This is a genomic window from Pseudomonas sp. SBT1-2, from assembly GCF_028640875.1.
Lineage (GTDB): Bacteria > Pseudomonadota > Gammaproteobacteria > Pseudomonadales > Pseudomonadaceae > Aquipseudomonas > Aquipseudomonas chlororaphis_I.
In genome coordinates this window covers 32,205-57,183 of the sequence record NZ_JAQZAA010000046.1, presented here as the reverse complement: position 1 = coordinate 57,183, position 24,979 = coordinate 32,205, and the positions used below count along the sequence as shown (strand labels likewise).

Sequence of the window (24,979 nt, the reverse complement as noted above, 5' to 3'; positions counted from 1 at the left end):
CTGCATCTCGACAGCCGGCCGGTACGCGTATGGCAGTGAGCTCACTACCTACATCAGGTGGGCGGCGAAGCCTTGCTGGTCGGCGGCGATCTCCGGGTGCAGGGTGAGTTCGGGGATCCGGTAGGCACCGGCGTTCTGTGGGCGGAAGGCGATGGGTGCGGTCTGTTGCAGTTGGTCGAGGCGCTGTCCGAGCTGGTCGCAGATCGCCGCGAAACGCGCCTCGTCGATGCGCCCGGTGCGGTAGACCACGAACGGCGGCAGCACGTCGAAGCCGGGGTAATAGAGGATGCCGTGGTGGATCGGGAACAGCAGGTCGTCCATCGGCCCGTTGATGCCCCGCGGGCCATAGTGGGATTCCCAGCCGCCGGCGCTGACGATCAGCATCGCCCGCTTGCCGGCCAGGGTGCCTTCGCCGTAGCGATCGCCCCAGCGCGCGTCCGAATGCTCGCCCACGCCATAGGCGAAACCGTAGGCGTAGACCCGTTCCACCCAGCCCTTGAGAATCGCCGGCATGGAGAACCACCACAGGGGAAACTGCAGCAGCACGGTGTCGGCCCAGAGCAGTTTTTCCTGCTCGCGGGCGATGTCCGCCGATTGCAGGCCTTCTTCGAACGCGCGCTTGGAGTCCAGGGACGGATCGAAGCGGCTGTTGTCCGGCCGGCCCAGGCTGTCGTCGGCATCCAGCGGCGCCTTCCAGTTCATCGCATACAGGTCCGAGACCTGGACCGCGTGGCCGGCGGCCTCCAGGCGCTTGATCGTGAAGTCCTTGAGCGAGCCGTTCAAGGAGCGGGGTTCGGGGTGGGCATACACCAGCAGTACATTCATCACAGGGTCTCCAATGTCGGGAGACAGCAGGATCGGTCGTCGCCAGGTATATTGGAAATGAATATCCAATATCCCAGGTATTGTCGTGAATAATTTCAGGCGCTTGGACATCAACCTGCTGCTGACCCTGGATGTGCTGCTCGCGGAGCACAACGTGACCCGCGCGGCGCAACGCCTGAACCTGTCGCAACCCTCGGTCAGCGTGCATTTGGCCAAGCTGCGGGAGATCTTCGGCGACCCGTTGTTGCTGCCGGGGCCGCGGGGCATGCGGCCCACCGCCAGGGCCGACGAATTGCGCGAGCCGTTGCGCCGGGCGCTGGAGGCACTGGAGCTGGCGGTGTCGCCGGCCAGCCCGTTCGACCCGGGCGCGGCGGCCAATACCTGGAGCGTGTCGGCGTCCGACTACGGCGAGTCGACGGTGATCCTCCCGGCGTTGGCCGGCTTGCGCGCGGCGGCGCCCGGCACCCGGCTGGCGGTGCTCGAACTGGAGCCCGGACGGCTGGTCCGGCAGGCCGAGCAGGGCATCATCGACCTGGCCCTGCATACCAGCGAGGATTCGCCGCCTAGGCTGCGGCGTCGCGTGCTGTTCAGCGAACGTTATGTGCTGGTGGGGCGTGCGGGCCATCCACGCCTGCAACGGCGCCCGAGCCTGGCGCAGTTCGGCAAGCTGGAGCACGTTGTGGTGTCGCCCGATGGCGGCGGTTTTCATGGCGTCACCGACAGTGCGCTGGGCGAGGTGGGCCTGACCCGCCGGGTGGTGCTGTCGGTGCCGCACTTTCTGTTTGTCCTCTCGGCGCTGGCGAGCACCGATCTGGTGGCGATGCTGCCGGCGCGCCTGGTGCGCGACAACCCGGCGCTGAAGGTGGTCGAGCCGCCGCTGGAAGTCCCGGGTTATGAAATGGCCATGCTCTGGCACGAGCGCTGCCACCGCGACCCGGCCCACCAATGGCTGCGGGAGTTCATCGTCGCTTCGCTGTGAACGCTGCTACGCCTCGTCCCTGGCCGGCGTTTCCCACGGCGCGCCCTGGGCAAAAAACGCCTCGATCCACTGCTTGAAGGCCTGGGTGGTGGCGCTGCTGAAGCGCGCGGAGGGGCGCAGCAGGTAGATTCCCGAGTCGCTGTCCAGCTGCCACTGCGGCAGCACCCGGACCAGGTGCCCGGACTCCAGGTCCTGGTGCATCAGCCAGTCGCCGCCGGCGAGGATGCCGACGCCGGCCCGGGCGGCGGACAACAGCGCCTCGTTGTCATTGCTGTGCAGGGTGCCGTGGATGCGCACGGTTTCCAGCTGGCCCTGGCGGGTCAGGCGCCAGTCGGGGTAGGAGCGCAGGCCGGTAAAGCCCAGGCAGTTGTGGCTGGCAAGGTCGGCAGGCACCTGCGGTTCGCCATGGCGTTGCAGATAGGCGGGTGCGGCGCAGAGGATGCGCCGGTGCGCACAGAGCTTGCGGGCCACCAGTTGGCTGTCGGCCAGCTCGCCGATGCGGATCGCCGCGTCGAAACCCTCACCGACAATGTCGACGAAGCGGTCCGAATACTCGGTCTCCAGCACCACCCCGGGATGGGCCAGGGCGAACTCGGCGAGGATCGGGCTGAGCCAGCGCCGGCCCATGGCGGCCGGCAGGGCCAGGCGCAGGCGCCCGCGGATCTGCGCGGCGCCCTGGGAAGCTTCGTGTTCGGCTTCGCTGATCAGGCTCGCCGCCTGCCGCAGGCGTTCGACCAGGCGCGCGCCTTCGTCGGTGAAGCGCAATTGCCGGGTGGTGCGCTGCACCAGGCGAATGCCCAGGCGGCTTTCCAGGGCCGCCAGGCGCTTGGACAGCACCGAAGGGTGGCGCTGCAAGGCGCGGCCGGCGGCGGCGAAAGAACCGTGCTCGAAGAGCGCCATCAGGGTGGCGAGTTCATCGGCCTGTCGACTGTCGAACAGATCCATGTGCCTGGGGTGCCTCACTATGCGGCCAGAAGGGAAGGAAACGGCCTCAAGGTATCAATACGATGGCTCCTTGCGCGCGTCCGTCGTGCAGATCGGCGTGGGCCTGGGCCACCTCGGCCAGGGGATAACGCTGCCAGATCCGCGGCTGGATGATACCCGCGGCGAAGGCGTCCAGCACATCGGCGGCGCGCGCCTGGTACTCGCTGGCACTGGCGGTGTGGGCGGCGAGGGACGGGCGGGTGAGGAACAGTGAACCTTTGGCGTTGAGCGTGCCGACCTGCACCGCGTCCGGAGCACCTGACGTCGCGCCGAAGGACACCAGCAGGCCGCGCGGGCGCAGGCTGTCGAGGGAGGCTTCGAAGGACACCCGGCCGATCGGGTCGTACACCACATCGACCTTGTGTCCTTGGGTAATCTCGACGACCTGTTGGGCGAGGGTCGCGGCATCGAACACCAGCACTTCGTCGCAGCCGGCGGCCCGGGCCCGCTCGACGCTTTGCGCCTTGGACACCACGCCAATCACTGTGGCCCCCAGATGCTTGGCCCAAGGCACCATCAATTGCCCAAGAGCCCCGGCTGCGCCATAGATCAGCACCCGGGTGCCAGGCCCGACGGGGTAGGTGGACTTGAGCAGGTACTGGGAGGTGATGCCCTTGAACAGCAGCGCCGCGGCGGCGTCCGAGCCCAGCTGCGGCGGCAGCTTGACCAGGCGCTCGGCGGGGTACAGGCGGGCGCTGGCATAGGCGCCGAGGGGCCCGGTGGCATAGGCGACGCGGTCGCCCACCTGGACCTGGGTGACCCCGGGACCGATCGCCTTGACCAGCCCCGCGCCTTCCAGCCCGAGCCCGCAGGGCAGGGCAACCGGCACGGCGCCGCTGCGCTGGCTGAGGTCCAGCGGATTGACGCCGATGGCCGTCTGCTCCAGCCAGACCTCGCCAGCACCGGGTGCCTGGGCTGGCACCTGCTCGAACTGCAGGACCTGGGGGGCGCCGACTTGGTGAAGCTGTATGCGGGTGACCATGCTCAATCTCCTTGGAAACTTGGGATGGGAACATGAGGATAGGGTCGTGCTGCGGGGTCAACAATCAGGCCGTTTGCATTTGACTGCTGCATCAAATGCAGTAGTTGAGGGCCTTCGGAAGTCGCCCGCGGCAGGTTCACCGATGTTTTGTGGATTCAGAAGGGACAGGGAAAGGATGGCGAGGCTGGAAAGTATCCTCGGGCCCGATGAGGATTAGCGGAGAACGGGACAACCGGGCCTGTCGCGGCCTGAAGTAAAGACTGGTGCTAAAGCATTGAATTATTTCACTTCCGTTCTTGACATGCCCTGCGAACAAGTCCAGAATTGCGTCCATTCCTGATTCAGGAACGCGAAAAACCCCTTAGAATTCAAAGGGTTGGAAGGTAGATTAAGTTCAGGCTTCCAGCTTAGAGTTGTATACCTTTGATGCGGTTGTAAGGCATCGAAAGTTTGGCCGAGTAGCAAAATGGTTATGCAGCGGATTGCAAATCCGCCTACGCCGGTTCGATTCCGACCTCGGCCTCCAAACTGAAAACCCCGTAGATCAATGATCTACGGGGTTTTTTATTGGCTGGAAGAAAGTGGGCTTGAAGCGCAAGGGGCGATGCCTGTGCCGCGATTAGCAGCCGATATGGCCGCAGGCCAACTTTCATTTATGCAGTGAAAAGCCTTATGGCGACCTGCCGTTCCAGGTCCACCCGATGGGCTTTTGGAAGCCCCTCAAAGTCTGCCTCGAAACCGGCATTGGCTAGCCAGGCATGTGCTCGACTGGCGAAGCCTCCTGTCGTTGGTTCGAAGGAGGCCAGCAGAATAGTGAGGGGGAAGGGTTACCGGTAATCCATAAACACGGTCATCGCACCGTTTACCGTTCCCGGTGTGGCGACTGTGTCGGTTCTGATGTAGGACGCCTGCATCGGAATGACAAACGAGCCACCTGCCGCCTTGCTGTATCCATCGACCGTTATCGAACTCCCCATGGTTGCTGGAGCGCCCTGGGCGTTTTCGACCCGGATCTTTATGCCGCTCGCGGTTGAACCGCCAGCAAGCGGTAACACCCCTGGCGAGTTCGCAATCACGCCGCCAACCGGGTCAAGGGTATAGCCAATCCGGTTATAGCCCTTGGGGCAGTTGTTGACCTGTATCTGGAAACTCTGGGTGCCGGCTGTCGAGCCGATGCGCTCCAGGCGTTGCAGCAAGGTCTTGGGTAGCTTTACCGTCTGGCTCGGCACCGAGCAGGTACCGTCGATAGGGGTGATAGTGCCCTTCAGGTAGATTCGAAAATCGAAGTTCTCTACTGCTCTGAGCTGGTAGTAATACGGTGAGGAGTGGACGCCCGCAAGGGAGCCGCCTTTATTTTCCCGACCGTCGCCAAGTAACTGTACTTCGATTGGCCGCGTGAACGTTTGCTCTGGATATGAAGTTCCGTAGGCTCTTCCATTGATCAACAAACGAGTCGATATGCCCGAGACATTCGTGGTGAGTACTGTTGAGTTTGTGGGGGACCCGCCGCCATCCGGGTAGGCGATAACTTGGGTGATTTTGCAGCTCGATCCGCCGCATAGCTGCTGCGGAGTGATGTAATGTCGAGCCACTATGGTGCCGTTGGCTGTGTTCTTCGGAATCGAAAGCTCTTGCCCGAATGCTGTTACATCCGCCTTCGCGGTCGGTGACACGGCGAGGGCCGTGAATGTTATTACGCACAGTTGCGGCACGATAAATATTGCGCTGAAAATTCTTTCTGCTGTGGTCTTCATTGCCTGTTTCTCTCTGATCGACCTTGAGTGTGGTTCGTGGGTGAATCGTTCTCACGCACCCTTGGCTCCATTCGTTCGGAAATGATTCTTTTGTTGGCTGCAGATCGTTAGCGAAGTGTGTACGTCACTAATAAGTGATATTCAGCCGATAACAAGGCGCTGGGTTAAGCGACAAACAAAGCGTCCTGGTCTTTAACTAGGCTCAGCTGGAAATGTTGCTTGAGTGCTGTACCGCTAATCCATCGTCGTTGATGCTTTCGAACTCGATCTTTGTTGCTCCGGCTGGAGCCAGGGAAGAAGCTCCCTCGATCGCGAATGACTGGCTTGAATAGGGGGGTAGCATTGCCACGGGAATCGGATAGTCGTTCGAACCGCTCTTGAGGTTCACCGTGCCGAAAGAGATGTGAAACGCTGAGTCATTCCTCACTTCCAGGCCCGGCTTGCCATCCTTGGGCACCATGCGCCACTTCAACCTGGATGGGGCCTGGCCAACGTCGCCTGGCAAGTCGGCGGGCCGGTAGAACAACTTGATGCGCTGGCGCACGGCAATCTGCAGGATGTTTTCATCCTGCGACTTCTGGGGGACTTCCTGCACGCTCAACCAGAACACCGACTCCCTGTCCGCCGGAAGCCCCGCGCCCTGATACAGAACACGCAACTGCTGGCGTGCGTTCCCGTTCAGGCGTTTCAGGGGAGGGGTAAGGGCAAAGGGGACGTCCTGATCGGTGCTAGCACTGAAGGGCTCGATCCAGGACTGGACCATGAAGGGGGTCGATTCATCGTTCAGCATTAGAACGGAAGCTTCCTTCTTCGGCGCAACCAGTACCACTCGGTTTACACCCAATGAGATGCCAGCATGGGAGGGCATGGCAAACAACGACAGAAATCCGGCAAGCGCCGCACTTACGGCAAGGTGCTTTTTCATGAAGTTTCTCGAGACAACTGAAAGAGACATCAAGGCGCCTCTTCTTCGTGGAGTGTTCAGAAAACCGTGCGACTGCTTGTGGGACTTTCGCCGCATGTCCTGACTAAGTGCCCGGGCATACTAGTGGCGTTGGATTTCTCCAGGTATCAGGCGATTCTTAAAGTGCTACTGGTCCTATCCAGGGGCACTGGGATACCAGTGCAAAGTCGTGGTGACTTTGCCGGAGCCTTCTACAGCACGTCATATTCAACGAACCCTCTGAAGCTGGCATTTTCGACCGAACATAAGCCTGGAGAAGCGACCCTGTGTGACGCCGCAAAGGTGCGGGCTTTTTATTGGCTGGAGGGAAGCCGGTGTTCCACCGCTTTTAATGGGGGCTGGGTTCCGTGGTGCTTTGTCCTCCCAGAAATCTCCTGGGTGAGTTCATCGGGGCTATTTTGTTGCCTGTTATCTCCAGCAAAATGCGCAATCCCTTATCCGTCTTCCCGTGATGAGTAGGTCCAACCCGTTGCACCAATGTACCTACTGTCTCCGGCGTCAGTGGAGTGATTCATAGGGCTGCACGCACCTGGCGTGTCCGGCCGGATGTTCAACGAACTATCAGAATTACTGACGATGGTGATCAAGGACTGATTGCTTTGTTGCGTATCAGGCGTTATCGCAAAGAAGTTTGCAGAGACAAGTAGTGAAGTGCTTTTGTCTAGGTGTATTGAGACATAAGAACTCAACTAAATATGAGGGCGTCTGGTGGTCGCTAGTCGGATGAGTGGTTTGATTTTTTCCTACGGAAATGGCCAGCATCTTGTACGATACTGGCCATTTTATATATGCGCTTACTGCTAGGTATTACGCATTTGCCACTTTTTTCTTCCCGGCCGCAGCGACTGGGTTAAGAGTTCGGCCGTGATCCTTTACGAGGTTGTCTTCGATGACAATTGCACTGTTGCAGGAGACGTAGTATTCAGTTGTTTGGGATTTATCCTGTATGGCCATCAAGTAACCCCTTGGGTCACTACGTTTCCAGGTGTCACCGCTGCCTTGCTCTAATGGGTAGTAAGCGTCACTGCCGTCTTTCTCCCATGTGCTGATTGCCACGTTAACTACTGCGCTTGCTCCGTTTGTGACTGTGATGCTCATGTTCATATTCCTTTTTGATTGTGCATTCCATGAGTTGGCTCCCTATTCAAAATCAAATTGCAGACTTGCCACTGCTACGAGAAAACAGTAGTTAGGTTAACTCATTGAAGATGTCGTGGAGTATTGATGGCAAAGGCGATTGATATCGGTGTCAAGAGTTGTGTCAGTTTCTTGAGCTGATATGTTTCGTTTCCTCCTTCGATCATAGATAGGAATACAGTCAAGCCTGTAAACAGGTAAAAGCAAGGTACCTCCACCTTTATGAAGTGACGGTTCCGACGAGTGGTAGAGTTAGTGTCAGAGTCAATTGTTTTTGCTGTTTTATCAATGTTCGCTCATGTGGGTTCTGCATCGAGATTTTCAATCTGGGGTAAAGGTGCTCCAACGGCGCGAAGGTCTGGCTATCGAACCTGACAGATGACATGCGCTTGCTCGCCGAGGCGGCGGTCACTCGTTGCGCTTGGGCACATCTTCCAGCTGTGTTTTAAAGCGCTAAGGTCATGCGGCTGATCCGTCTTGCCCTGGCCAACGGTTCCTGCCGCATGTGCGAGTCAATGGAGTCCCATCCACCGCCTCGCTATCGCTGCCTGTTCAAGAGACTGGCTTGGTGGTTAAGGAAAGTGCCGCTCTCTGTTCGCCGAGTTGGATAAGCAGCATCGCCAGCCCCGCCTCGAATGCTTCTGTCTATACGCTGGCCCGTCCGATCACCAGGCAGCCTTCCAGCACGACCAGGGTGCTCAAGGCACAACCGCTTCGTCATGGCACCCTTGACCAAGTCGTTCTCGCCTGGTGGCGTCGCCACGGCACAGGTGGCGGCCTACTATCGTCCAGGCTTCTTCAAGCCGTTCAGGTTTCTTCAGAATTGTCTTCGAGACATGCGCGACCGCTCTGGATAGAGTGGTCGCGCTTGCCCGGCCAGGTGTGTTTACGATGGAATGCTGAACGGCCAACAGCTGGTCAGGGTGGGCGCCAATTTATCAGGCATTACGCCTGGTGATCTTGTGGCACCTTTGAATAATCCCTCGTTGAAAAGTCCGGAAGAGCGATGCGGCTCTGTCTCTTTATTGTCCTCGCGTTTAGCTGATCGCGCCTTCGCAGTTTGGCCTTTGGCCTGCCTCTTCGACTTCGCTGGCCCATGGGGTTAGTGGCGTCACGATCCCTACACTGGCTGGGCAAATCTGTCTTCGCCTGTTCGCCCAGCTACAAGCCTTTTAAAATCAGATGGTTACGCCGTTTTTGCTGTGGTAACCTATTGAAATATCTGGTTTTATCAGTGGAATGCGGCGCCATCTGCACCGGTTCGGTTCTGGCAGTTGCTCCCACTTATAAAAATAGCGCTGTAGATCGATGATTTACGGCGCCTTTTTGTTTTTGGCCGTACTCGACATCCAGTCTTGAATTTGACGCCAACGAACTTGCTTCAAGGGTATGGGATGTATATATTTCACCCCCTTGCCGCAAGGCGCTGAAACGGCTCAAGCAATTCAAGCCTTTCAGATTGCAACACCGCGCTACCGCCCGAATGGCGAAACTGGTAGACGCATGGGACTTAAAATCCCCCGCTCGTAAGGGCGTGCCGGTTCGATTCCGGCTTCGGGCACCATCTATCTCAAGGGTTTGCTGGCGAAAGCTGATGCAAACCCTTGTTCGTTTCCGGTTCGCACATTCAAATCCGCTCTGCGATTTACGCGGTTGAGAGGCTGCCTTTCTGCTGGCGGAGGTATTTCTCTTTCATCACCACTGGGAAGTGGTGATGGGCGTATTGCAGAGACGTCTACGCCGCTCCGCAGATGGATGTAATAAGGACATTACGTGTTTCGGAAAGTGATTCTGTTACTGCTGATCAGTTGCTTGAGCGGCTGCGCCGCGGTGGCGATGCGCATGGACTACGACCACCCTTGCCCCTACAAGGGCGTGCGCCTGGACTGGTGGTTGGTAGGCACCTCCCATGGAAAGCTGATTCCCTTTTTACTGATCGACGCGCCGTTTTCCCTGGTGGTCGATACGGTGTTCTTCCCCTTCGAGTATCAATACAACTGCAACTTCTGATCTGGCTTGGCGTTCATTCGCAGAGGGGGGTGTAAGCCCTGTGCAACTCGCCCGCGGCCTTGGGTGATGCGTATTCGCCATTAGCACACCAGCCCTAATCGTCTGCTACCGAGGCCAGGCTTATAGTGCGCACGACCATCCTCGTCGGGGTGGCTCTTACAAGAAAGTGCCGATACGAAAAAGGAGATTCACCATGTCATTCAAGAAAATCGTCTACGCCTCCGCCGTGGTCCTGGCCCTCACCGCCTCGAACGCCCATGCATTCGCCAGAGACTGTAACGACTCGCTGTGGAAGTTCAGCGGTATCGAAGCACTGACCTGCATCTTCTCGGGCCAATGGTGATTTGCCGTTTCCTGGGTTGAAGCTGTCCCAACGACAAGGCTGACTGTGAATGGCTAATCCGGTCAGCCTTGTTGCTTTTCCATTCGGGCGCAAATCGCGCTGCGCTCAATCCTCCATCCAGGCTGCGTCGATAGTTGCCGGCTGCGGAGAAGGCTGAACGAGAGGGGGCTGCTGGCGGGTAAAACGCAGCAATCTGCAAGGCATTCTGGATGCTTGATCTTCGATATGACGGTCAATGAGTACCGGGTGAACAGGGGGACACCACAGTGCTACGTTCACCCCGTCACGGCCTGCAACATCCCGCGATATCGGGCGTCAAGTCTCGGTTTTATCGCGTTTTTCAGGTGAGTTTTTTCTGTTGAAGCGCGCCGAGATGTCTTGGTAGGTCTCGTTATCGGTTGCAGCAAGCAGTGTCTGACCATCCTTCAAGGTGGCCAGAAATGTCACCTCGGTATTGTGGCCCGCCAGAAGATAGCCGGCGACGGCACCCACAGGCCCCAGAAACATCGCGCCAACCATTCCAAGGCCTATGGCGCTCTTAATGTTCTTGTTCGAGTCGGTATTTTCGACGACCAGGTCCTTGAACTCGGAAACGAGAAAACTTTTCCCTATCAGCGGCTTATTGGCGGTTTTGAGCGTGATGGTTCCGCGCAGATACTCCGCGTCACCCTGGGGGAAGTCACCGGCCAGCACTATGATCTTTGCCATCTGGAAAGGCCCCAGGCGATCATTTTTAGGGGGCCATTGCGCGCCTTAAGGGATGGGGCGTCAACGCTGCGACGACGACTGGCGGCACCATTGGTCTATGACGGGGCAGAAGCGCTGCCGGGCCTGGGCATGGGCAGGCATGCGTGGCAAAGAAGGGCTGAGGCGGCAACGCTCAAGGCTGCGCTCGACGCGGCATTCGAGGCCCGGAGGCGCCAGGTATCGACAAAGCAGGGAGTGGATGCAAGCGTCCAAGTGCAGGCCGGGCGAGTTTGGATCAGTGCGGAACAGCGGATACACTTGCCGCCAAGCCTCTGGTGGGCTGGACGGATGAACCAAGGAAGCGTTTCAGTGATTATTATTCAAAACCCGGCACCCAAACTGTCTTATGCAGAACTTGCCAAGATGATTGAGCAGAAGAGGGCGGTAGAGCAGGTCAATCTGCTTGACGCCAAATTGAATCCAGCCTTCCTGGCCAGACTTGAGGCCGCTATAGAAAGCGCGGATGCGCAACAGGGCGTTCAGCCGGCTTTCCCTATCGAAGTTTGACCGACCTGGCGCCGGGTAATGCTCGGCCGATCCGACAACAGTGCTCAGTTTCAAGACAAGGACGAATGATGCGAATTTTTACCGGTGAACAGGCTCGATGGTTGATGGCGGCGGGTATCGCCGTCTTGGCAATGGCGACTAACGCGCAGGCGCAAACGACGCCTCAGGCAGCCCAGGAGATAAAGGGCTTGTTGGACTTTGTCGAGCACAGCCAATGCCAGTTCGTGCGTAATGGCGCCGAGTATCCAGCCCCCCAAGCACGGCAGCACCTGGAGAAAAAACTGAATTACCTCGAGGGCAAGAACATGGTGAGCAGCGCGGAGGACTTTATCGATCTTGCCGCCACTAAAAGCAGCATGAGTGGCAAGGTTTATGAAGTGCGTTGCGCTGCTGGATCGCAACCGGCAAGCAGCTGGTTAAAGGCAGAGTTGCAGAGGCAACGCCAGCCTCATTGATTCAGTTTTTGGCCAGGCAAAGCCCAGCTCGTACGCTGGGCTTTTTGGTTTTTGGAGGGCAGTAAAAGGCCAGGGCTGGATATACCGTGACGGGCTACATGGATCAGAGCGGGGCGCTGCTCATAAGGTATTCCTGCTGCCCCGTATGTTCATCCGTCTGCTCGTGGGTCACGACAAAGCCTTGTGCCAGGTAAAAGCCGCAGCTGGCCGTATTGTCCTTGTATACCGCCAGGCTCAACACGGGACGCTGTGCCCTGGCATGGGCGAGCAGTTGCTTGCCAATCCCCTTGGCCTGGAATTCAGGTGCAACAAAGAGGGCGGCCAGTTGCTCGTCGTGCAGTGAATAGAAACCCCGCACTTTGGATTGTCGCTCGAAGACATAGGTCTCTGACGTCGGGAGGTACAGGTTGCGCATGTTGTCGACTTGCGACTGCCAGAATGAGGCATCGATAAAATCGTGGGCTTTCAGCGAAGCCTGCAGCCAGATGTCCAGCACGGCATCCATATCTTGCTGTTCAAATCTTCTGATCATTTCTCTTCCGCTTCTCCTGACAACGGGTTGCAGGCTAGAAGCAGACGCTGGCCAGTTCAAGAGCCAACCTATTGAACGAAGCAGGAGTGTGGCGGGGGAGGCGACCGACTGATCGAGGATCAGGCGGTCGCAGTCGGATTTCAAGGCTCCACTGATTCAGTACGGATCAGTCAGGAGATGTGTGGGATTTCGTCGATATACGCGATTCGCTCACCGTTGTGGAAGATTTCAACCGCGCTGTAGAGCACGGAGTTTGGCGGCAGCACCCGGGTGAACCTGACTTGCGTGCAGGTGATTACCTGAATCCATTGCCCTGGCCTTTGGTACAGGTGCAGATCCAGCATAAGTATTGCCGGGTTGATACCCTGCGGGACTCGTACCGTCAGGTAGGCCTTGACCCCTGGGTTGGAGACTTCAACGTCTCCGACTACATGAAGTTCGTCCGGTTTGGGTGGCATGGTGTCCAGCCAGGCATGCCAGTTCGTGCAGTTCGTGATCATTTTTCCGTTCCTTGAGAAATGAAGCCCGAAGCTTGAGGTACTGCGGTTTCGCATGGCGCTTCGTGTGCCATCGAATCGAATGCCTGGCCCGGTCCTCTCCATTCAGCTGTGCGGACCCGTGCGACCAGATATCTCATGTCTAAGGTGTAGATGAGGAACGGGGGGCGGCTCTCAGGCCTGGACGAATGGCATTGGCAGAAGTCGCTCGAGCATCGAAAAAGCCCAATCATCCTTTGGCCTTTGTCGTTTTACCCTCCTTGTAAAACAACCCTTTAGCCGGCACAGGTTGCTGGCTGCACGGCTAAGGGATGTGCCGGACGAACGGGCTGTAAGTCGGCGCGCCAGGCCGCAAGCTCTGGCCATCGATAAAGTCCTGCTCCTGGTTGAACGGGATCGACGGCCACTGTGCCCAGCGGGTGAGCCTGGCCTGGTAATCGAGGGTTCGCTGCTCCAGGTATTTTGCTGTTTCCGTTCTGCCTCAGGAGCCAGCCCACCACGCACGCCGTGGATGAGGTAGGGCTCCAGCACATCGAAGCCGATCGAGCGACTGGACTTCGCCGAGAAGCCCGCCCATGTCGAGTATCGGCTGACGGCGGTAGCCTGCTCTTTGGTCGACACCCTGGCCGCGCTGGATCGTTGGGCCGAGCACAACTTCCCGCAACTGGACGCTGCCCGGGAGCTTTACGATGCCCGGCAACTGAGGCAATCGGCAGGCAGCGGAGAGTAGAACGCGCAGTTGCAGCGTGATTCCCTCCTGGCTTTTGGCAGATATCGGGCCTGACCTTTATGGGGTTGCGTGTCCTTATATGCCGCTGAAGTGCTGGCCTCGTTCTTACCGAACGTTGCCGCGACCCTCACAACAAGGAGGCTCCAGGTGATTGCAAAGCTGCTCGTGACGATCGGGATAATCTTCTACGCCGTTGTGGTACCGGTGCTGGAGATCAATCAGACCCATGTTTTCAACCCGGCCTGGGAGCCGCACGCACGGTTGCATGAGGTCTGGCAGTTGTTCACCAATACGGCGATCGGTGCATTCAGCCTGTGGCTGGTGTGGCTGAAGAGCAACCTGCGCCTGTCCAGCCTCCTGACCCTGTTCGTCACGGGCGGCTTCTTGGCGGCTTACTGGCTTCGGCAGTCTTACGGTGGGTCGATGGTGCTCACCGATGGCTCTGAGAAGCTGATCCTGGGCGTTAACCTCGGACTGTTTGCCTACACCCTGGCGATCCTGCTGGCGGCGACCGCGGTTGTGATCGACCGGCGCAAACGGCCCGGGCGGCTCTAAGCGGCTGCGTAGAAGCAAGAAAGCAGAGGCCCGGACATGCCCGGGCTTCGTTGGATGGCTGCCTGTTCAGCGTGAGTAGGGCTTGCCTTCACGCCGCGTATTTTCGACCGACAACCTGCGCCTACGCCTTTGCACCCAGCTACAGAGGGCGTGCACAGGATGAATGAACATCGCCAGCACACACAGCAGCAGGACAATGAAGATGGACATCAGACCGAGACCTTCATGGGAAAACATCGTGGGTTACTCCTGTAGTTCACTTTGTCGGTCCCAGAAGGGTAGGCACTCAGATGCTTCGCTTCATGAAGGTTACTTAAAGATAATTTCATCCATGCGCGAGTCGTGAGGGCAAAGAAGGGCGGGGCAGATACTAAAAAGCCCGGCGCTGGGCCGGGCTTTTCATGCGGGCAATGCTGACCAACCGGCAGTGTTGAAACCGACTCAGCTGGAGAGCATGAGGCTGGGTCTATCGATCATTCTTGCTCGAGGAGACGCTGGCTTTGCCCAGGCCTTTCGAGTTGTGGTCACCGGGCGTGGTGTCCGAGATCGCGGTGGCTTTTGACAGCCCGCGGGTGTCTTTGGAGTGAGCCACGCCGGAAGTGGTCGAACCATGGCCGTTGCTGTCATTACGAATGCTGCCGTAATGGTTGCCATTTTCTCCGAGATTGCGAACCGACTTGCCGGCCGGGTCGCTTTTCAGGCCGCCGCTATGGCCCTTGCTGCTGACCCCTCCGGAGTGGCCGCCTGCCTGGCCACCATGACCACCACCATTGCCGCCACTATTGCCACCGCCATGACCCCCGCCGTTACCACCGCCATTTCCGCCACCATGGCCACCACCGTCCTTTGCATAGGCGGACGTCACAGGGAGCAGAGGCGCCGCTGCCAGCATCAGTACGCAGGTCAGGGCCGTCACGAGATTTTTTTTCTTTAAAAGCATGATCGCTTCCATAGATAAGGAGAGGTTTGCATGAACTAAGACGCAATCGGCTGTCTATAGTTCGTGTGTCATGACGAATGGCACCACGGCTGGATTCATGCAGAGGACTGCAGAGATGACGACTCGTTCGGTTGTAGCTGTTTTAGCAAGCGCCGCGTTTTTATTCGGCTCGACTGCCTTGTATGCGGACCCAGGGAACGGCAAGGGCAATCCCCACGGCAATCAGGGTGGGCACGGCAATAAAGGCAACAAATCCCAGGACTACAGGTATGGCGGACCTCAAGTAGATGTCGGCGGTGTGCGCGTGATCATTGGCGACAGTCGCGACTACTGGTCACCCGGGCCGGCCCTGCCGCCAGGCATTCAGAAAAACCTGGCCCGAGGCAAACCCCTGCCGCCGGGTATCGCGAAAAAGCTGGATGGCCGGATGCTAAGCCGGCTGCCGCACTATGACGGTTATGAGTGGCAACAGGCTGGTACTGACTTGATCCTGGTCGCCATTGCGACAGGCATCATCTACGAAGTTCTGCACGACGCGCTGGACTGATTCAGTCCGGCCCGACCCGCAAGCAAAGCCCGGTGCAAGACCGGGCTTTTGCCTGACACACAGCATTCCATTCCCACCGATATTCCCTCTCCAACATCCTGTTTGACTCCGGTTTTCCTGTCTTTCGTTGGCTCAAATACAGGTAACCGCCTTGGCGGTGATTTTGCCGAGCGTCCTCTTCGGCAACATTCCAGCGCGATCTGATAGTTGAGTGGAGCGTTTCGGAAGTGTCCTAAGGACGTTGATTGGGCGCCGTTTTAAGGTTTCAGCGTTCGCCGTGTGCGCTTTTTGGATTGACACCGACTGTCGAGTCGGCGGCGTTTCGCCCATTGAAAAAGCGCAGGGCGACAGGCAGAAGAGTGGCCTGGGTGGTTGCTCCGGACTGAACCGATCGCATGTTTGCATTCAATTAAAGGAATAAATAATGCCCACTCAAAATGTTGGAAAGTTCTTTGATTTTCGCGCCAGGGTCACCGCTCCCACGTGGACGATCGATCCTGGTCATGGCCTGGATGCAGGTGTTGTTTCTGGAGTTGCACATCGGCGTTCCAGCGGCATGGAGCAGGTGGTCGGGCTGGGCACATCGAGCCTTGATGTGCTTCAGGCGGGTGGCAGTTTTCCGCAGCTGTTCAGCGTCGAGTTGAATGAAGACAGGCTCAAGGGGGCGAAAAAGGTCCAGATCTACTTTGACGGCATCACCAGTGATGGTGTGACCTTGATGAATGATTACGAAGAGGCCGGTTCCGCACGCAATGTTGGCGTTCAGTTGCTGGATAGCGAGGGAAAAGTCGTGCTTCTGGGCCATGAAGGCTGTGCCGAGTGCCCGGTGGCACCGGGTTTCAGGCTGTCCTTCGCGGCAAGGTTGGTCAGCACCGGCGGGCCTGTGGAAGCCGGTGAGTTTTCCTCGTTTGCGGAGTGCGTGATCCTGTATGCCTGACGGCAGGCAAGAGGTTCACGCAGACGTTGAATCATGCGGAAAGCCAGGCGGTGGTGCTTTTTTACTGACGTCAACAAGGTGACGAATCGGCCATGGCCTGAAAAAACATGTGGTTATTTAAGGGCTTAGAAAGCATTTAGGGTAAAAATAACCTCAAAATATATTGTTACATGTTCTCGGGGACGTTAAGATAGCCCCGCGTTCACCTACCACGGTTTATGCATTTTTAGCCCCAAGTGTCCATCAGCTACTTGGGCTTTTTTTTGCCTGAAATTTGCCTGCGGCGATCTTTCACGTCGCTCTGCAAGGCAAAAAAAAGCCCGCGGGGAGCGGGCCAATAGTTGAATGAGCAGGGTGAAATCTACCCGCCTGGCGCTCGGCTCACAGTGAAAGAAATTTCATCTGGACGTACCCACCCGCAATCGCCGCCGACTCTGGCCAGCTCAGCTCAATAACCGCCACCCATATCACTCGTGCCGCTGCCTGGAGCCCTGGCTTTCTGCTGGGCGTGGCTCCATTCGGCGCAGGTGAGGAAGCTGGTGTGGTCGACTTTGCCGTTGCCGTCGAAGCTGACATTGAACGGCTGGTTATGACCGGCCTGGGTCAACACATAGTCGAAGCAGGTCCCGAGTTCCACGGTGCGCGGGGTGACGGACAAGGGTTCGCCGCCGATCTGTCGGACCTGGTCCTGGGTCATGCCGGTCTCGACCTTCGCCACCAGCGGTTGATTGCGGTAGACGTGGGAATTGCTGGTGCAACCGGAGGCAGCTGATAACAGGATGATCATGACGATAAGTGTTTTGTTCATGGCAGGGCTCCCGATGGTCGGTGTCGTGAAGAGACGCCTGATGCATCAGTTGAAGTAAAGCCGAGCGACGAGGGCGGCGAGCAGTATTCGCAAAGGGCGGGACGAGGGGATGGCGGATAGACAAAAAGCCCGCATGGGCGGGCTTTTTGCAGAGGGGGAGCTGATCCGTCAGCTGCAGCCAGTGTGCGCTTGCGCTATGGCCCTAGCAACGACAGGGCGACGAAACGCAGGCCTTGGCGCGGACTGATAACGCAGCTCATGATTCGACTGCGGCAGACCTTCCAAAACGCCATAAGCACGGCGGAAAAAGGTCGTTTGCTCGAGTGCCATTCGTCAGCTGTTTTGCACCCCGCGCCGGAATGGCCCTCTTATTGAAAGAACATTCCATCCTGGTCGGGAGGTATCCATGAATACGAACAGGCCCACTGGCCCGCGTTCATCCGAGCACGCTTCCGGCAAGGACGAACTGGGCTTCGACCCCGACTCCCCGGACCTGGCGGATCCGCAGGTGGACCCCATAGGTCCGGCGAAAGCGCCCAGGGACAACAAGCCGGAGAAAGAACCCAAGTCCCGGGCGTATGACCCGCTGGGGAACCTGAAGCCCAAGTGAAACACAGGCAGGGTACTCCGGCTTCGTAGCGATGGATGGAACCCACGCCCGCGCGGACCGGGTGTAAGGTGTTCGCGACAACCTCGGACGATCTCTACCGAAAGGGAGGCGATTATGAGCGTTCCAATGCTGAACAAGATGCACATGAACGGCTATGACGTGGTCAGCGTCAACAGCGGCCCTTGGCGGGTCTGCACCAAGGGCGACCGTCTTGGCTCCTTTGGCACCCGGGAAGAGGCCCTGGCCTACGCGGCAGCCTTGCCGGCCTACAAGGCGAAGGCCAAGAAGATTGCGCAAGGGGCCAACACCCGATAACCCCATCCACGACCCTGCCCGACAGCCTGGCGTGTTCCCGGGCTGTCGGGTGTTCTTTTACCCTCAGGCCGGCGACTGGGCCTGGGCGGACTTCCAGCCCTTGAGCTCCTCTGCGATGAAATGCTGCACCAGGTCGCTGTAGAGCTTTTCGATGGCATCGGCGTTCAGACCCTCGGCCTGGGCCCATTCCCGGCGTTGCAGGAGCATGGCGCGAAAACGCTCGGGCGCGCGCACGGCGGTTTCCGAGGTCTTGAATTTCGATGCGGCCATGACGTAGCGCAAACGTTCGCCCAGCAGCTGGATGACAACCTGGTCGAGGCGATCGATCTCGCGGCGGATATCCTCCATGCCTGCGCATTGTTCGGGGGCTAGCGACTGAATGACGTCCATGTGAATACTCCAGTGGGGAAAGGATCTGCGGTTATCCGCTGGCGGATTTAATCACGGACAGGCTCGCCCTTGGCAGCACCGTGCAGACCGCTGCGCCAGCCTCGCGCGGCATGCTCTGCATGGCTGCCTGCCGAGCGTCTGTTACCATCGCGTTTTTTTGCGACCCCGCCCGGGTTCAGGGCAGGGTCGCGCCGGTCAAAGGAGAATGCCGTGATTATCACTACCACCCACGCGATCGCGGGGCGAGAGATCGCCGAGTACCTGGATATCGTGAGCGCCGAGTCCGTGCAGGGGATCAACGTCGTGCGTGACGTCTTCGCCGGAATGCGCGACTTTTTCGGTGGGCGTTCCCAGACCCTGGAGCGGGCGCTGAAAGAAGCCCGGGTGCAGGCGACCGACGAGATCAAGGAGCGTGCCCGCGATATTCGCGCGGATGCGGTGATCGGCCTGGACTACGAGATCAGCATGCCCAGCGGCCGTGGCGGCATGGTGGTGGTTTTTGTCACCGGCACCGCCGTCAGGCTCAAGTAAGCAGCGTCTCGCCGCATCACACAGCCTCGCCCGCGTGCGGGGCTTTTTTATGCCTGGCGTCCTCTGCCAGACCGCCGCCCGGCCCTTGGCGATCGCCCATAAAAAAGACCCACCGGGGGAGCGGTGGGCCAGTCGGGAGTCTTCAATAAGCGTGAGCCACTTTAGCGAAGCCTTGGCAGGTTCACAGTGAAAGAAATTTCATCATTGCCGGCGAGTGGCTGCACCACCCGGTTGTCCACGGTTTCAGGCGCGGCGGCTGGCGGCATTGAGCCGGCGGCACTCGCGCATGGCGTCCTCTTCCAGGTCGTAGCCATCGCCGATGAAGCCGTCGGTGCGGGTGTCGGCGATGCGGTACCAGTGGGCGGCGATCGGCGCGCCGTGGGCGGCTTCCCCGGCGCGTCGACCCTGAATGATGATCTTGTTGCAGCGCTTTACGACAAAAATGTCTTCCATGGCGCTTCCCTGGTTGATAGCTGCTCAGAGCAACTATAGAAGCAACTCTGAAATTCGCGCAAAAGCCTGTTCATTGGCCGGCCTCGTCCAGTCTCCAGCCCGCTGCCGTCCATTGCAGCCGGTGGCTGGGTGCCATGGCGGCGAGGAACTCGCGGTCGTGGGACACTACCAGCATCGCGCCCGGGAAATCGCGCAGCGCGCTTTCGAAGGCTTCCACCGATTCCAGGTCCAGGTGGTTGGTCGGCTCGTCCAGGAGCAGCAGCTTGGCCGGCGTCTCACGCCACAGGGCAATCGCCAGCGCGGCCTTGAGGCGTTCGCCGCCGCTGAGCCGGCCACAGGGCTGGGTCACGCGCTGGGCATCGAGTTGCAGCCAGGCCAGGCGGCTGCGCAGCAGGCCTTCCTGCAGTGGCCGGTCGAGCGCCCCCAGGTAGTCGAGGATCGAACGCTCGGGATCGAGCAGCGACAGGCGCTGGTCAAGGCAAGCACTGGCCAGCCGCACCTGGCACTGGCCGCTCAAGGGCTGGATCTCGCCGGCCAGCATCTTCAGCAGCGTGGATTTTCCGCAGCCATTGGGCCCGCTGACCGCGATGCGCATGGGCCCGGTGACGGTCAGGTCGAGGTAGCTGGAGGCGGCCTCGGGCGGCAGCCAGGGCAATTGCGCTCGGGTCAGGCAGAACACCTGTTGCCCCTGGGGCACCGTGGTGCCGGGCAGCGTCACCAGGGTTGGCGCCTCCGGCACCACCCGCGCATAGGCGTCGCGGACCTGCTGATCGAGGTTGTTCTTGTGGCCCTGCTGACGGTTGCGCACGTGGCCCATGATGTCCCGAGCGGCGCTTTTTATCTTCCTCCGTTCAAAGCTGGCGATGTTGGCGGTGTCGGCATAACGTCGGGCGCCGGCGGCGTGGCGCTGGATGGTGTCGTGTTCGCGTTGCAGGCGCTTCTGTTCGCGACTGCGTTCGGTTCGCGCGTGCTCCAGGGCGGCCCGCGCCGCGCCGTGCTCGGCTTCGCGCTGGGCGCGGAATGCCGCGTAGTTGCCGCCGTAGACTCGCGCGCCGTGAGGCGTGAGTTCGACGATGCGCTGCATCTGCGCCAGCAATTGGCGGTCATGGCTGATCAGCAGCAGTCCGCCGCGCCACTGCTGGAGCTGCGTCAGCAGCCACTGGCGACCGGGCTCGTCGAGGTGGTTGCTGGGTTCGTCGAGTATCAGCAGTTGGGCATCGCTGAGCAGGGCGCCGATCACCGCGATACGCGCGCGTTGCCCGCCGCTGAGGCTGGCAGCCGGATCGTCGGGGCCGACCGTGTCGAGACCGGCCTCGTCCAGCAGGCGGCGCAGGCGTTCGCCAAGGTCCCAGCGCTCGTCGACCTGCGCCAGGTCGGCCATCGAGGCCTGGCCCGCGGCGAGGCGCTCGAGGGCGGCCAGGGCCTCAGCGATGCCGGCGACCTGGGCAACGCTCTGGCCCTCCTGCGCCAGGTGTTCCTGGGCCACATAAGCCAGGCGGGCGAAGCGCGTGACGCTGCCCGAGGACGGCGCAAGCTCGCCGGCGATCAGGCGCGCGAGCACGCTCTTGCCAGTGCCGTTACGCCCGACTATGCCGGTGGGCAAGGCATCGAATGTCAGGTCGAGTGAATCGAACAGGGTTTCGCCATGGGCGAACTGGAATGTCAGCTGGTTCAGGGAAACCAGCGCAGGCAGCCGTGTGACGTGAGTCATCAGCACCTCCGGAGAATGTCGAAAAAGGCCAACAAGCGCAGCAAGGCGGCTTGTCGCGAATACATTTCTGGAAGGCTTAGTTGTTCACGTCGGCAATCGTCCGGTGACGGGGAAGGGCGGCTAGCCTAACGCGCGGGTGGGCCGGATGACAACCCGCGGCGCGGCTATCGCGAGCAAGCTCGCTCCTACAGATCCAATACGCGCCCTGGTAGGCGCGAGCTTGCTCGCGAGAAACGCTTGCGCCCGGCGCGCGACTCAGGCGAGCACGGCCACCGCCTTGATCTGCGCCCAGAGTTGCTGGCCCGGGTGCAGTTGCAACTGGTCGCGGGAATAGCGGGTGATTCGCGCCAGCAGCGGGGTGCCGGCGACGTCCAGGCGCACCAGGACATGGGCGGTGTTGTCGGCGGGGATTTCGCCGCTGACCGTCACCGGCAGGCGGTTGAGGATGCTGCTGTGTTCGCCGGCCTGCAGGCTGAGGCTGACGTCCCGCGCCTGGACCTTGAAGCGCAGGTGCTTGCCGATGGCCATCGGCGCATGGGCGACTCGCACCTGCAACTGGCTGCCGGGCAGTTGCAGGGCGAGCAACTGGTAGCCGGCGTCGTAATGGGTGACCTGGCCTTCGATCACCACCCCGGCGTCGTCGCCCAGGGCCAGGGGCAGGTCGAGACGGGCCAGGGTTTCGCCGATCGGCCCGCTGGCCAGGGCGCGGCCGTTTTCCAGCAGCACGATATGGTCGGCCAGGCGCGCCACCTCATCCTGGGAATGGCTGACATACAGCACCGGGATCTCCAGCTCGTCATGCAGGCGTTCGAGGTACGGCAGGATCTCGCTTTTGCGTTTGCTGTCGAGGGCCGCCAACGGCTCGTCCATCAGCAGCAGCCGCGGGCTGGTCAGCAGCGCGCGGGCAATGCCGATGCGCTGGCGCTCGCCGCCGGACAGGTTGTGCGGATGGCGCTGCAGCAGGTGGCCGATGCCCAGCAGCTCGGTGGCCTGGGCCATGTCCACACGGCGTTGCGCGCGGGGGATGCGCTTGAGGCCGAACTCCAGGTTGGCCTGCACCGAGAGGTGGGCAAACAGGCTGGCTTCCTGGAACACGTAGCCCAGGGAACGTTTGTGCGGTGGCATAAACAGCTGGCGTTCACTGTCCTGCCAGACTTCGTCGTTGATCCGTACCAGGCCCTGTTCGGCCTGCTCCAGGCCGGCGATGCAGCGCAGGCAGGTGGTCTTGCCGGAGCCGGAATGCCCGTACAAGGCGGTGACGCCACGGCCCGGCAGCTCCAGGTCGAGATCCAGGTCGAAGGTTTTGTAACGGCGCTTGAGGCGCACATGGATCGATGCACTCACGACTCAACTCCAGCCAGCGCGGGTTTTGCGGCTGGAGTACAACGCCAGCAACACCAGGAACGAGAACACCAGCATGGCGGCGGCCAGCCAGTGGGCCTGGGCGTATTCCAGGGCTTCGACGTGGTCGTAGATCTGCACCGAGACCACCCGGGTCTTCTCGGGAATATTGCCGCCGATCATCAGCACCACGCCGAACTCGCCGACGGTGTGGGCAAAACCGAGAATGGCCGCGGTGATGAAGCCCGGCCTGGCCAGCGGCAGGATCACGCTGAAGAAGGTGTCCCAGGGATTGGCGCGCAGGGTCGCCGCCACTTCCAGCGGACGGGTGCCGATCGCGGTAAAGGCGTTCTGCAGCGGCTGCACGACAAAGGGCATGGAATAGATCACCGAGCCAATCACCAGGCCGCTGAAACTGAAGGTCAGGGTGCCCAGGCCGAGGGCCTGGGTGAGCTGGCCGATATAGCCGTTGGGGCCGAGGGCGAGCAGCAGGTAGAAGCCGATCACCGTCGGCGGCAGGACCAGGGGCAGGGCGACGATGGCGCCGATCGGCCCCCGCAGCCACGAGCGAGTGCGCGACAGCCACAAGGCAATCGGCGTACCGACGATCAGCAGGATCAGGGTCGTCAGCGACGCCAGTTGCAGGGTCAGCCAGATGGCGGAAAAGTCGGCACTCGATAGCGGCATTTAGAGTTGGTAACCGTAGGACTGGATGACGGCCGCGGCTTTCGCTCCCTTGAGGTAGTCAACCAGGGCCTTGGCCGCCGGGTTGTCCTTGCCCTTGTTGAGGATCACCGCGTCTTGTTTGATCGGGTCGTGCATCTGCGCCGGGACTATCCAGGCCGAGCCGCTGCTGACTTTGCCGTCTTTGTAGATCTGCGACAAGGCGACAAAGCCCAGTTCGGCGTTGCCGGTGGAGACGAACTGATAGGCCTGGGTGATGTTCTGGCCTTCGACGATCTTGCCCTTGACCTGCTCGGTCAGACCTAGCCTGGCCAATACCTGGGTGGCGGCCAGGCCGTAAGGCGCGGCTTTCGGGTTGGCGATGGACAGGTGCTGGTAGTGGTTGTCCTTGAGCACCTGGCCCTTGCTGTCGACGTAGGCATCCTTGGCCGACCACAGCGCCAGGGTGCCGATGGCGTAGGTGAAGCGCGAGCCCTTGACGGTGGCGCCTTCGCTTTCGAGTTTCTCCGGGGTGCTGTCATCGGCGGCGAGGAAGACTTCGAACGGCGCGCCATTCTTGATCTGGGTATAGAACTGCCCGGTCGCGCCATAGGCGGCCACCAGCTTGTGCCCGGTGTCTTTCTCGAAGTCGGCGGCGATCGCCTGGATCGGCGCGGTGAAGTTGGCGGCGACCGCGACCTGGACTTCATCGGCCTGGGCCGAGCCGAAAGCGCAGGCGGCGAGCACAGCGGCAAGGCAGGTCGGGGCAAAACCTGAGAGACGACGGTTCATGAACAGCTCCATTGGCGAAGGGACGTTGGGCAGTGGGGGATATGGAAAGGGACTGCACCGGGGGTGGGTGAAACGCTGTATACGGAAATATATAGCGAATCGCCAGCGAACGGAACTGGGGCAAGAGCTGGAGTGGGCAGCGGGCCGCGAGCGGAGTCGCGGCCCTGGGGTTTTTAGCCTCTGTTGAGCTTGGCCAGGGCTTGCTCGGCCAGCGTGCGGGTCAACTCGTAGGCCGGCAGTTCCAGCCCCAGGCGCAGGGCCTGGCCGGCCCAGAGGTTGGCGAAGTCGGCCTCATTCTTGGCGCGCAATGGCATCAGCGCGCCACCGGCGAGGGGAAAGGCCGGGGCCAGTGGGCTGATCGGGCCGATCTCGCGCATCACCCGGTTGACGATGCCCCGCGCCGGGCGGCCGGTGAACAGGTTGGTCAGGGCGGTCTGGCTGTCCTTGGCGGTGCGCAGGGCCTGGTGATGGGCGGCGCTGACCTTGGCTTCCGGGGTGAACAGGTAGGCGGTGCCCAGTTGCGCCGCCGAGGCGCCGAGGGCGAAGGCGGCGACTATGCCGCGGGCGTCGCCGATCCCGCCGGCGGCGATCACCGGCACCTGCACCGCATCGACGATCTGCGGCACCAGGGCCATGGTGCCGACCTGGGTGTTGAGGTCTTCGCTGAGGAAGATCGCCCGATGGCCGCCGGCCTCGTAGCCCATGGCGATGATCGCGTCACAGCCACGCTGCTCCAGCCAGATCGCCTCATCGACGGTGCTGGCCGACGACAGCACCTTCGCCCCGGTGGCCTTGACCCGCGCGAGCAGGGCCGGCTCCGGCAGGCCGAAGTGGAAGCTGACGATTTCCGGACGCAGCTCTTCCACCAGCTCGCAGCTGACGGCGTCGAAGGGCGCGCGGCTGCTGACCGGGGTCGGCGCCTCGAAGTCGGCGCCGAGTT

Annotated in this window: 30 protein-coding genes and 2 tRNA genes; 14 read left to right on the top strand and 18 right to left on the bottom strand. The window is 60.4% G+C overall.

Annotated elements, in window-relative coordinates; all coding sequences use genetic code 11:
• Positions 1-48: 48 nt before the first annotated feature.
• Positions 49-825, bottom strand: coding sequence for an NAD(P)H-dependent oxidoreductase (locus tag PVZ78_RS05010; RefSeq protein WP_009049425.1), 777 nt, complete (start codon positions 823-825; stop codon positions 49-51).
• 85 nt (positions 826-910) lie between these two features.
• Between PVZ78_RS05010 and PVZ78_RS05005 the strand changes: the two genes are divergently transcribed.
• Complete coding sequence (locus tag PVZ78_RS05005; RefSeq protein ID WP_273828307.1) at positions 911-1,804, top strand: LysR family transcriptional regulator; 894 nt, start codon at positions 911-913, stop codon at positions 1,802-1,804.
• A gap of 6 nt (positions 1,805-1,810) precedes the next feature.
• On the opposite strand, the gene PVZ78_RS05000 is transcribed toward PVZ78_RS05005, so the two are convergent.
• Complete coding sequence (locus PVZ78_RS05000; RefSeq protein WP_273828306.1) at positions 1,811-2,749, bottom strand: LysR family transcriptional regulator; 939 nt, start codon at positions 2,747-2,749, stop codon at positions 1,811-1,813.
• Between the two features lie 46 nt (positions 2,750-2,795).
• Entirely contained in the window at positions 2,796-3,770 is a 975-nt protein-coding gene (locus tag PVZ78_RS04995) for a quinone oxidoreductase family protein (RefSeq protein WP_009049422.1), read from the bottom strand.
• A 452-nt stretch (positions 3,771-4,222) separates the two neighbouring features.
• Between PVZ78_RS04995 and PVZ78_RS04990 the strand changes: the two genes are divergently transcribed.
• Positions 4,223-4,296 (top strand) — tRNA-Cys (locus PVZ78_RS04990).
• A gap of 301 nt (positions 4,297-4,597) precedes the next feature.
• Here PVZ78_RS04990 and PVZ78_RS04985 read toward each other — a convergent pair.
• The 3 genes from PVZ78_RS04985 to PVZ78_RS04975 all read right to left on the bottom strand — a co-directional run bounded on the left by PVZ78_RS04985 (position 4,598) and on the right by PVZ78_RS04975 (position 7,586).
• Positions 4,598-5,524: a fimbrial protein gene (locus PVZ78_RS04985; RefSeq protein ID WP_273828305.1), complete on the bottom strand. Its 927-nt coding sequence runs from the start codon at positions 5,522-5,524 to the stop codon at positions 4,598-4,600.
• A 202-nt stretch (positions 5,525-5,726) separates the two neighbouring features.
• Positions 5,727-6,449 (bottom strand): fimbrial biogenesis chaperone, encoded by a 723-nt coding sequence (locus PVZ78_RS04980; protein ID WP_039968057.1) that lies wholly within the window; start codon positions 6,447-6,449, stop codon positions 5,727-5,729.
• A gap of 846 nt (positions 6,450-7,295) precedes the next feature.
• Complete coding sequence (locus tag PVZ78_RS04975; RefSeq protein ID WP_016703893.1) at positions 7,296-7,586, bottom strand: hypothetical protein; 291 nt, start codon at positions 7,584-7,586, stop codon at positions 7,296-7,298.
• Between the two features lie 1,516 nt (positions 7,587-9,102).
• On the opposite strand from PVZ78_RS04975, the gene PVZ78_RS04970 reads away from it, so the two are divergent.
• The 3 genes from PVZ78_RS04970 to PVZ78_RS04960 all read left to right on the top strand — a co-directional run bounded on the left by PVZ78_RS04970 (position 9,103) and on the right by PVZ78_RS04960 (position 9,978).
• A tRNA-Leu gene (locus PVZ78_RS04970) sits at positions 9,103-9,189 on the top strand.
• Between the two features lie 209 nt (positions 9,190-9,398).
• Positions 9,399-9,635, top strand: a complete 237-nt coding sequence (locus PVZ78_RS04965) for a YceK/YidQ family lipoprotein (protein ID WP_009049373.1) — start codon at positions 9,399-9,401, stop codon at positions 9,633-9,635.
• Between the two features lie 193 nt (positions 9,636-9,828).
• Positions 9,829-9,978, top strand: a complete 150-nt coding sequence (locus tag PVZ78_RS04960; protein WP_007921689.1) for a hypothetical protein — start codon at positions 9,829-9,831, stop codon at positions 9,976-9,978.
• A 315-nt stretch (positions 9,979-10,293) separates the two neighbouring features.
• On the opposite strand, the gene PVZ78_RS04955 is transcribed toward PVZ78_RS04960, so the two are convergent.
• Positions 10,294-10,686, bottom strand: coding sequence for a hypothetical protein (locus PVZ78_RS04955; RefSeq protein WP_038632891.1), 393 nt, complete (start codon positions 10,684-10,686; stop codon positions 10,294-10,296).
• Between the two features lie 348 nt (positions 10,687-11,034).
• Between PVZ78_RS04955 and PVZ78_RS04950 the strand changes: the two genes are divergently transcribed.
• Both PVZ78_RS04950 and PVZ78_RS04945 read left to right on the top strand, forming a co-directional pair.
• On the top strand, positions 11,035-11,232 hold the full coding sequence (locus PVZ78_RS04950) for a hypothetical protein (protein WP_223815592.1): 198 nt from the start codon (positions 11,035-11,037) through the stop codon (positions 11,230-11,232).
• 68 nt (positions 11,233-11,300) lie between these two features.
• Entirely contained in the window at positions 11,301-11,687 is a 387-nt protein-coding gene (locus tag PVZ78_RS04945; RefSeq protein WP_273828304.1) for a DUF5329 domain-containing protein, read from the top strand.
• A 103-nt stretch (positions 11,688-11,790) separates the two neighbouring features.
• Here the strand turns inward: PVZ78_RS04945 and PVZ78_RS04940 are convergent, their stop codons facing one another.
• Positions 11,791-12,219, bottom strand: a complete 429-nt coding sequence (locus PVZ78_RS04940; protein ID WP_009049369.1) for an N-acetyltransferase — start codon at positions 12,217-12,219, stop codon at positions 11,791-11,793.
• Between the two features lie 170 nt (positions 12,220-12,389).
• A complete protein-coding gene (locus tag PVZ78_RS04935; RefSeq protein ID WP_009049368.1) occupies positions 12,390-12,719 on the bottom strand; it encodes a hypothetical protein in 330 nt (109 codons plus the stop codon).
• A 538-nt stretch (positions 12,720-13,257) separates the two neighbouring features.
• On the opposite strand from PVZ78_RS04935, the gene PVZ78_RS31730 reads away from it, so the two are divergent.
• The gene (locus PVZ78_RS31730; RefSeq protein ID WP_115344067.1) at positions 13,258-13,446 is read left to right on the top strand and encodes a winged helix-turn-helix transcriptional regulator; all 189 of its coding nucleotides are present in this window, start codon (positions 13,258-13,260) and stop codon (positions 13,444-13,446) included.
• Between the two features lie 147 nt (positions 13,447-13,593).
• Positions 13,594-14,001 carry a hypothetical protein gene (locus PVZ78_RS04930; RefSeq protein ID WP_028682519.1) on the top strand — a complete coding sequence of 136 codons (408 nt, stop codon included), beginning with the start codon at positions 13,594-13,596 and terminating at the stop codon, positions 13,999-14,001.
• Positions 14,002-14,467: 466 nt separating this feature from the next.
• Here PVZ78_RS04930 and PVZ78_RS04925 read toward each other — a convergent pair whose 3' ends face one another.
• On the bottom strand, positions 14,468-14,941 hold the full coding sequence (locus tag PVZ78_RS04925; RefSeq protein ID WP_080577950.1) for a hypothetical protein: 474 nt from the start codon (positions 14,939-14,941) through the stop codon (positions 14,468-14,470).
• A 115-nt stretch (positions 14,942-15,056) separates the two neighbouring features.
• Between PVZ78_RS04925 and PVZ78_RS04920 the strand changes: the two genes are divergently transcribed.
• Together PVZ78_RS04920 and PVZ78_RS04915 are read left to right on the top strand one after the other, a co-directional pair.
• Positions 15,057-15,488: an anti-virulence regulator CigR family protein gene (locus PVZ78_RS04920; protein ID WP_009049364.1), complete on the top strand. Its 432-nt coding sequence runs from the start codon at positions 15,057-15,059 to the stop codon at positions 15,486-15,488.
• A gap of 424 nt (positions 15,489-15,912) precedes the next feature.
• Entirely contained in the window at positions 15,913-16,425 is a 513-nt protein-coding gene (locus PVZ78_RS04915; protein ID WP_009049363.1) for a fimbrial protein, read from the top strand.
• 448 nt (positions 16,426-16,873) lie between these two features.
• On the opposite strand, the gene osmE is transcribed toward PVZ78_RS04915, so the two are convergent.
• Positions 16,874-17,233 carry an osmotically-inducible lipoprotein OsmE gene (osmE, locus tag PVZ78_RS04910; protein ID WP_009049362.1) on the bottom strand — a complete coding sequence of 120 codons (360 nt, stop codon included), beginning with the start codon at positions 17,231-17,233 and terminating at the stop codon, positions 16,874-16,876.
• 406 nt (positions 17,234-17,639) lie between these two features.
• Between osmE and PVZ78_RS04905 the strand changes: the two genes are divergently transcribed.
• Both PVZ78_RS04905 and PVZ78_RS04900 read left to right on the top strand, forming a co-directional pair.
• Positions 17,640-17,843, top strand: a complete 204-nt coding sequence (locus PVZ78_RS04905; RefSeq protein ID WP_009049361.1) for a DUF6021 family protein — start codon at positions 17,640-17,642, stop codon at positions 17,841-17,843.
• 114 nt (positions 17,844-17,957) lie between these two features.
• Entirely contained in the window at positions 17,958-18,158 is a 201-nt protein-coding gene (locus tag PVZ78_RS04900) for a hypothetical protein (RefSeq protein ID WP_016704205.1), read from the top strand.
• A 63-nt stretch (positions 18,159-18,221) separates the two neighbouring features.
• On the opposite strand, the gene PVZ78_RS04895 is transcribed toward PVZ78_RS04900, so the two are convergent.
• Positions 18,222-18,548, bottom strand: a complete 327-nt coding sequence (locus PVZ78_RS04895) for an isochorismate lyase (RefSeq protein ID WP_009049359.1) — start codon at positions 18,546-18,548, stop codon at positions 18,222-18,224.
• Between the two features lie 210 nt (positions 18,549-18,758).
• Between PVZ78_RS04895 and PVZ78_RS04890 the strand changes: the two genes are divergently transcribed.
• Positions 18,759-19,079, top strand: coding sequence for a YbjQ family protein (locus tag PVZ78_RS04890; RefSeq protein ID WP_009049358.1), 321 nt, complete (start codon positions 18,759-18,761; stop codon positions 19,077-19,079).
• Positions 19,080-19,322: 243 nt separating this feature from the next.
• Here PVZ78_RS04890 and PVZ78_RS04885 read toward each other — a convergent pair whose 3' ends face one another.
• The 6 genes from PVZ78_RS04885 to PVZ78_RS04860 form a co-directional block, all read right to left on the bottom strand.
• On the bottom strand, positions 19,323-19,532 hold the full coding sequence (locus PVZ78_RS04885; RefSeq protein WP_009049357.1) for a hypothetical protein: 210 nt from the start codon (positions 19,530-19,532) through the stop codon (positions 19,323-19,325).
• Between the two features lie 70 nt (positions 19,533-19,602).
• Positions 19,603-21,243: an ABC-F family ATP-binding cassette domain-containing protein gene (locus tag PVZ78_RS04880; protein WP_273828303.1), complete on the bottom strand. Its 1,641-nt coding sequence runs from the start codon at positions 21,241-21,243 to the stop codon at positions 19,603-19,605.
• A gap of 255 nt (positions 21,244-21,498) precedes the next feature.
• Positions 21,499-22,587, bottom strand: coding sequence for a molybdenum ABC transporter ATP-binding protein (gene modC, locus PVZ78_RS04875; protein ID WP_273828302.1), 1,089 nt, complete (start codon positions 22,585-22,587; stop codon positions 21,499-21,501).
• Positions 22,588-22,590: 3 nt separating this feature from the next.
• Positions 22,591-23,271: a molybdate ABC transporter permease subunit gene (gene modB, locus PVZ78_RS04870; protein ID WP_009049354.1), complete on the bottom strand. Its 681-nt coding sequence runs from the start codon at positions 23,269-23,271 to the stop codon at positions 22,591-22,593.
• The gene (gene modA, locus PVZ78_RS04865; RefSeq protein WP_041983411.1) at positions 23,272-24,039 is read right to left on the bottom strand and encodes a molybdate ABC transporter substrate-binding protein; all 768 of its coding nucleotides are present in this window, start codon (positions 24,037-24,039) and stop codon (positions 23,272-23,274) included.
• 173 nt (positions 24,040-24,212) lie between these two features.
• A partial coding sequence (locus tag PVZ78_RS04860; RefSeq protein WP_273828301.1) for an NAD(P)H-dependent flavin oxidoreductase occupies positions 24,213-24,979 on the bottom strand: 767 nt, incomplete at its 5' end.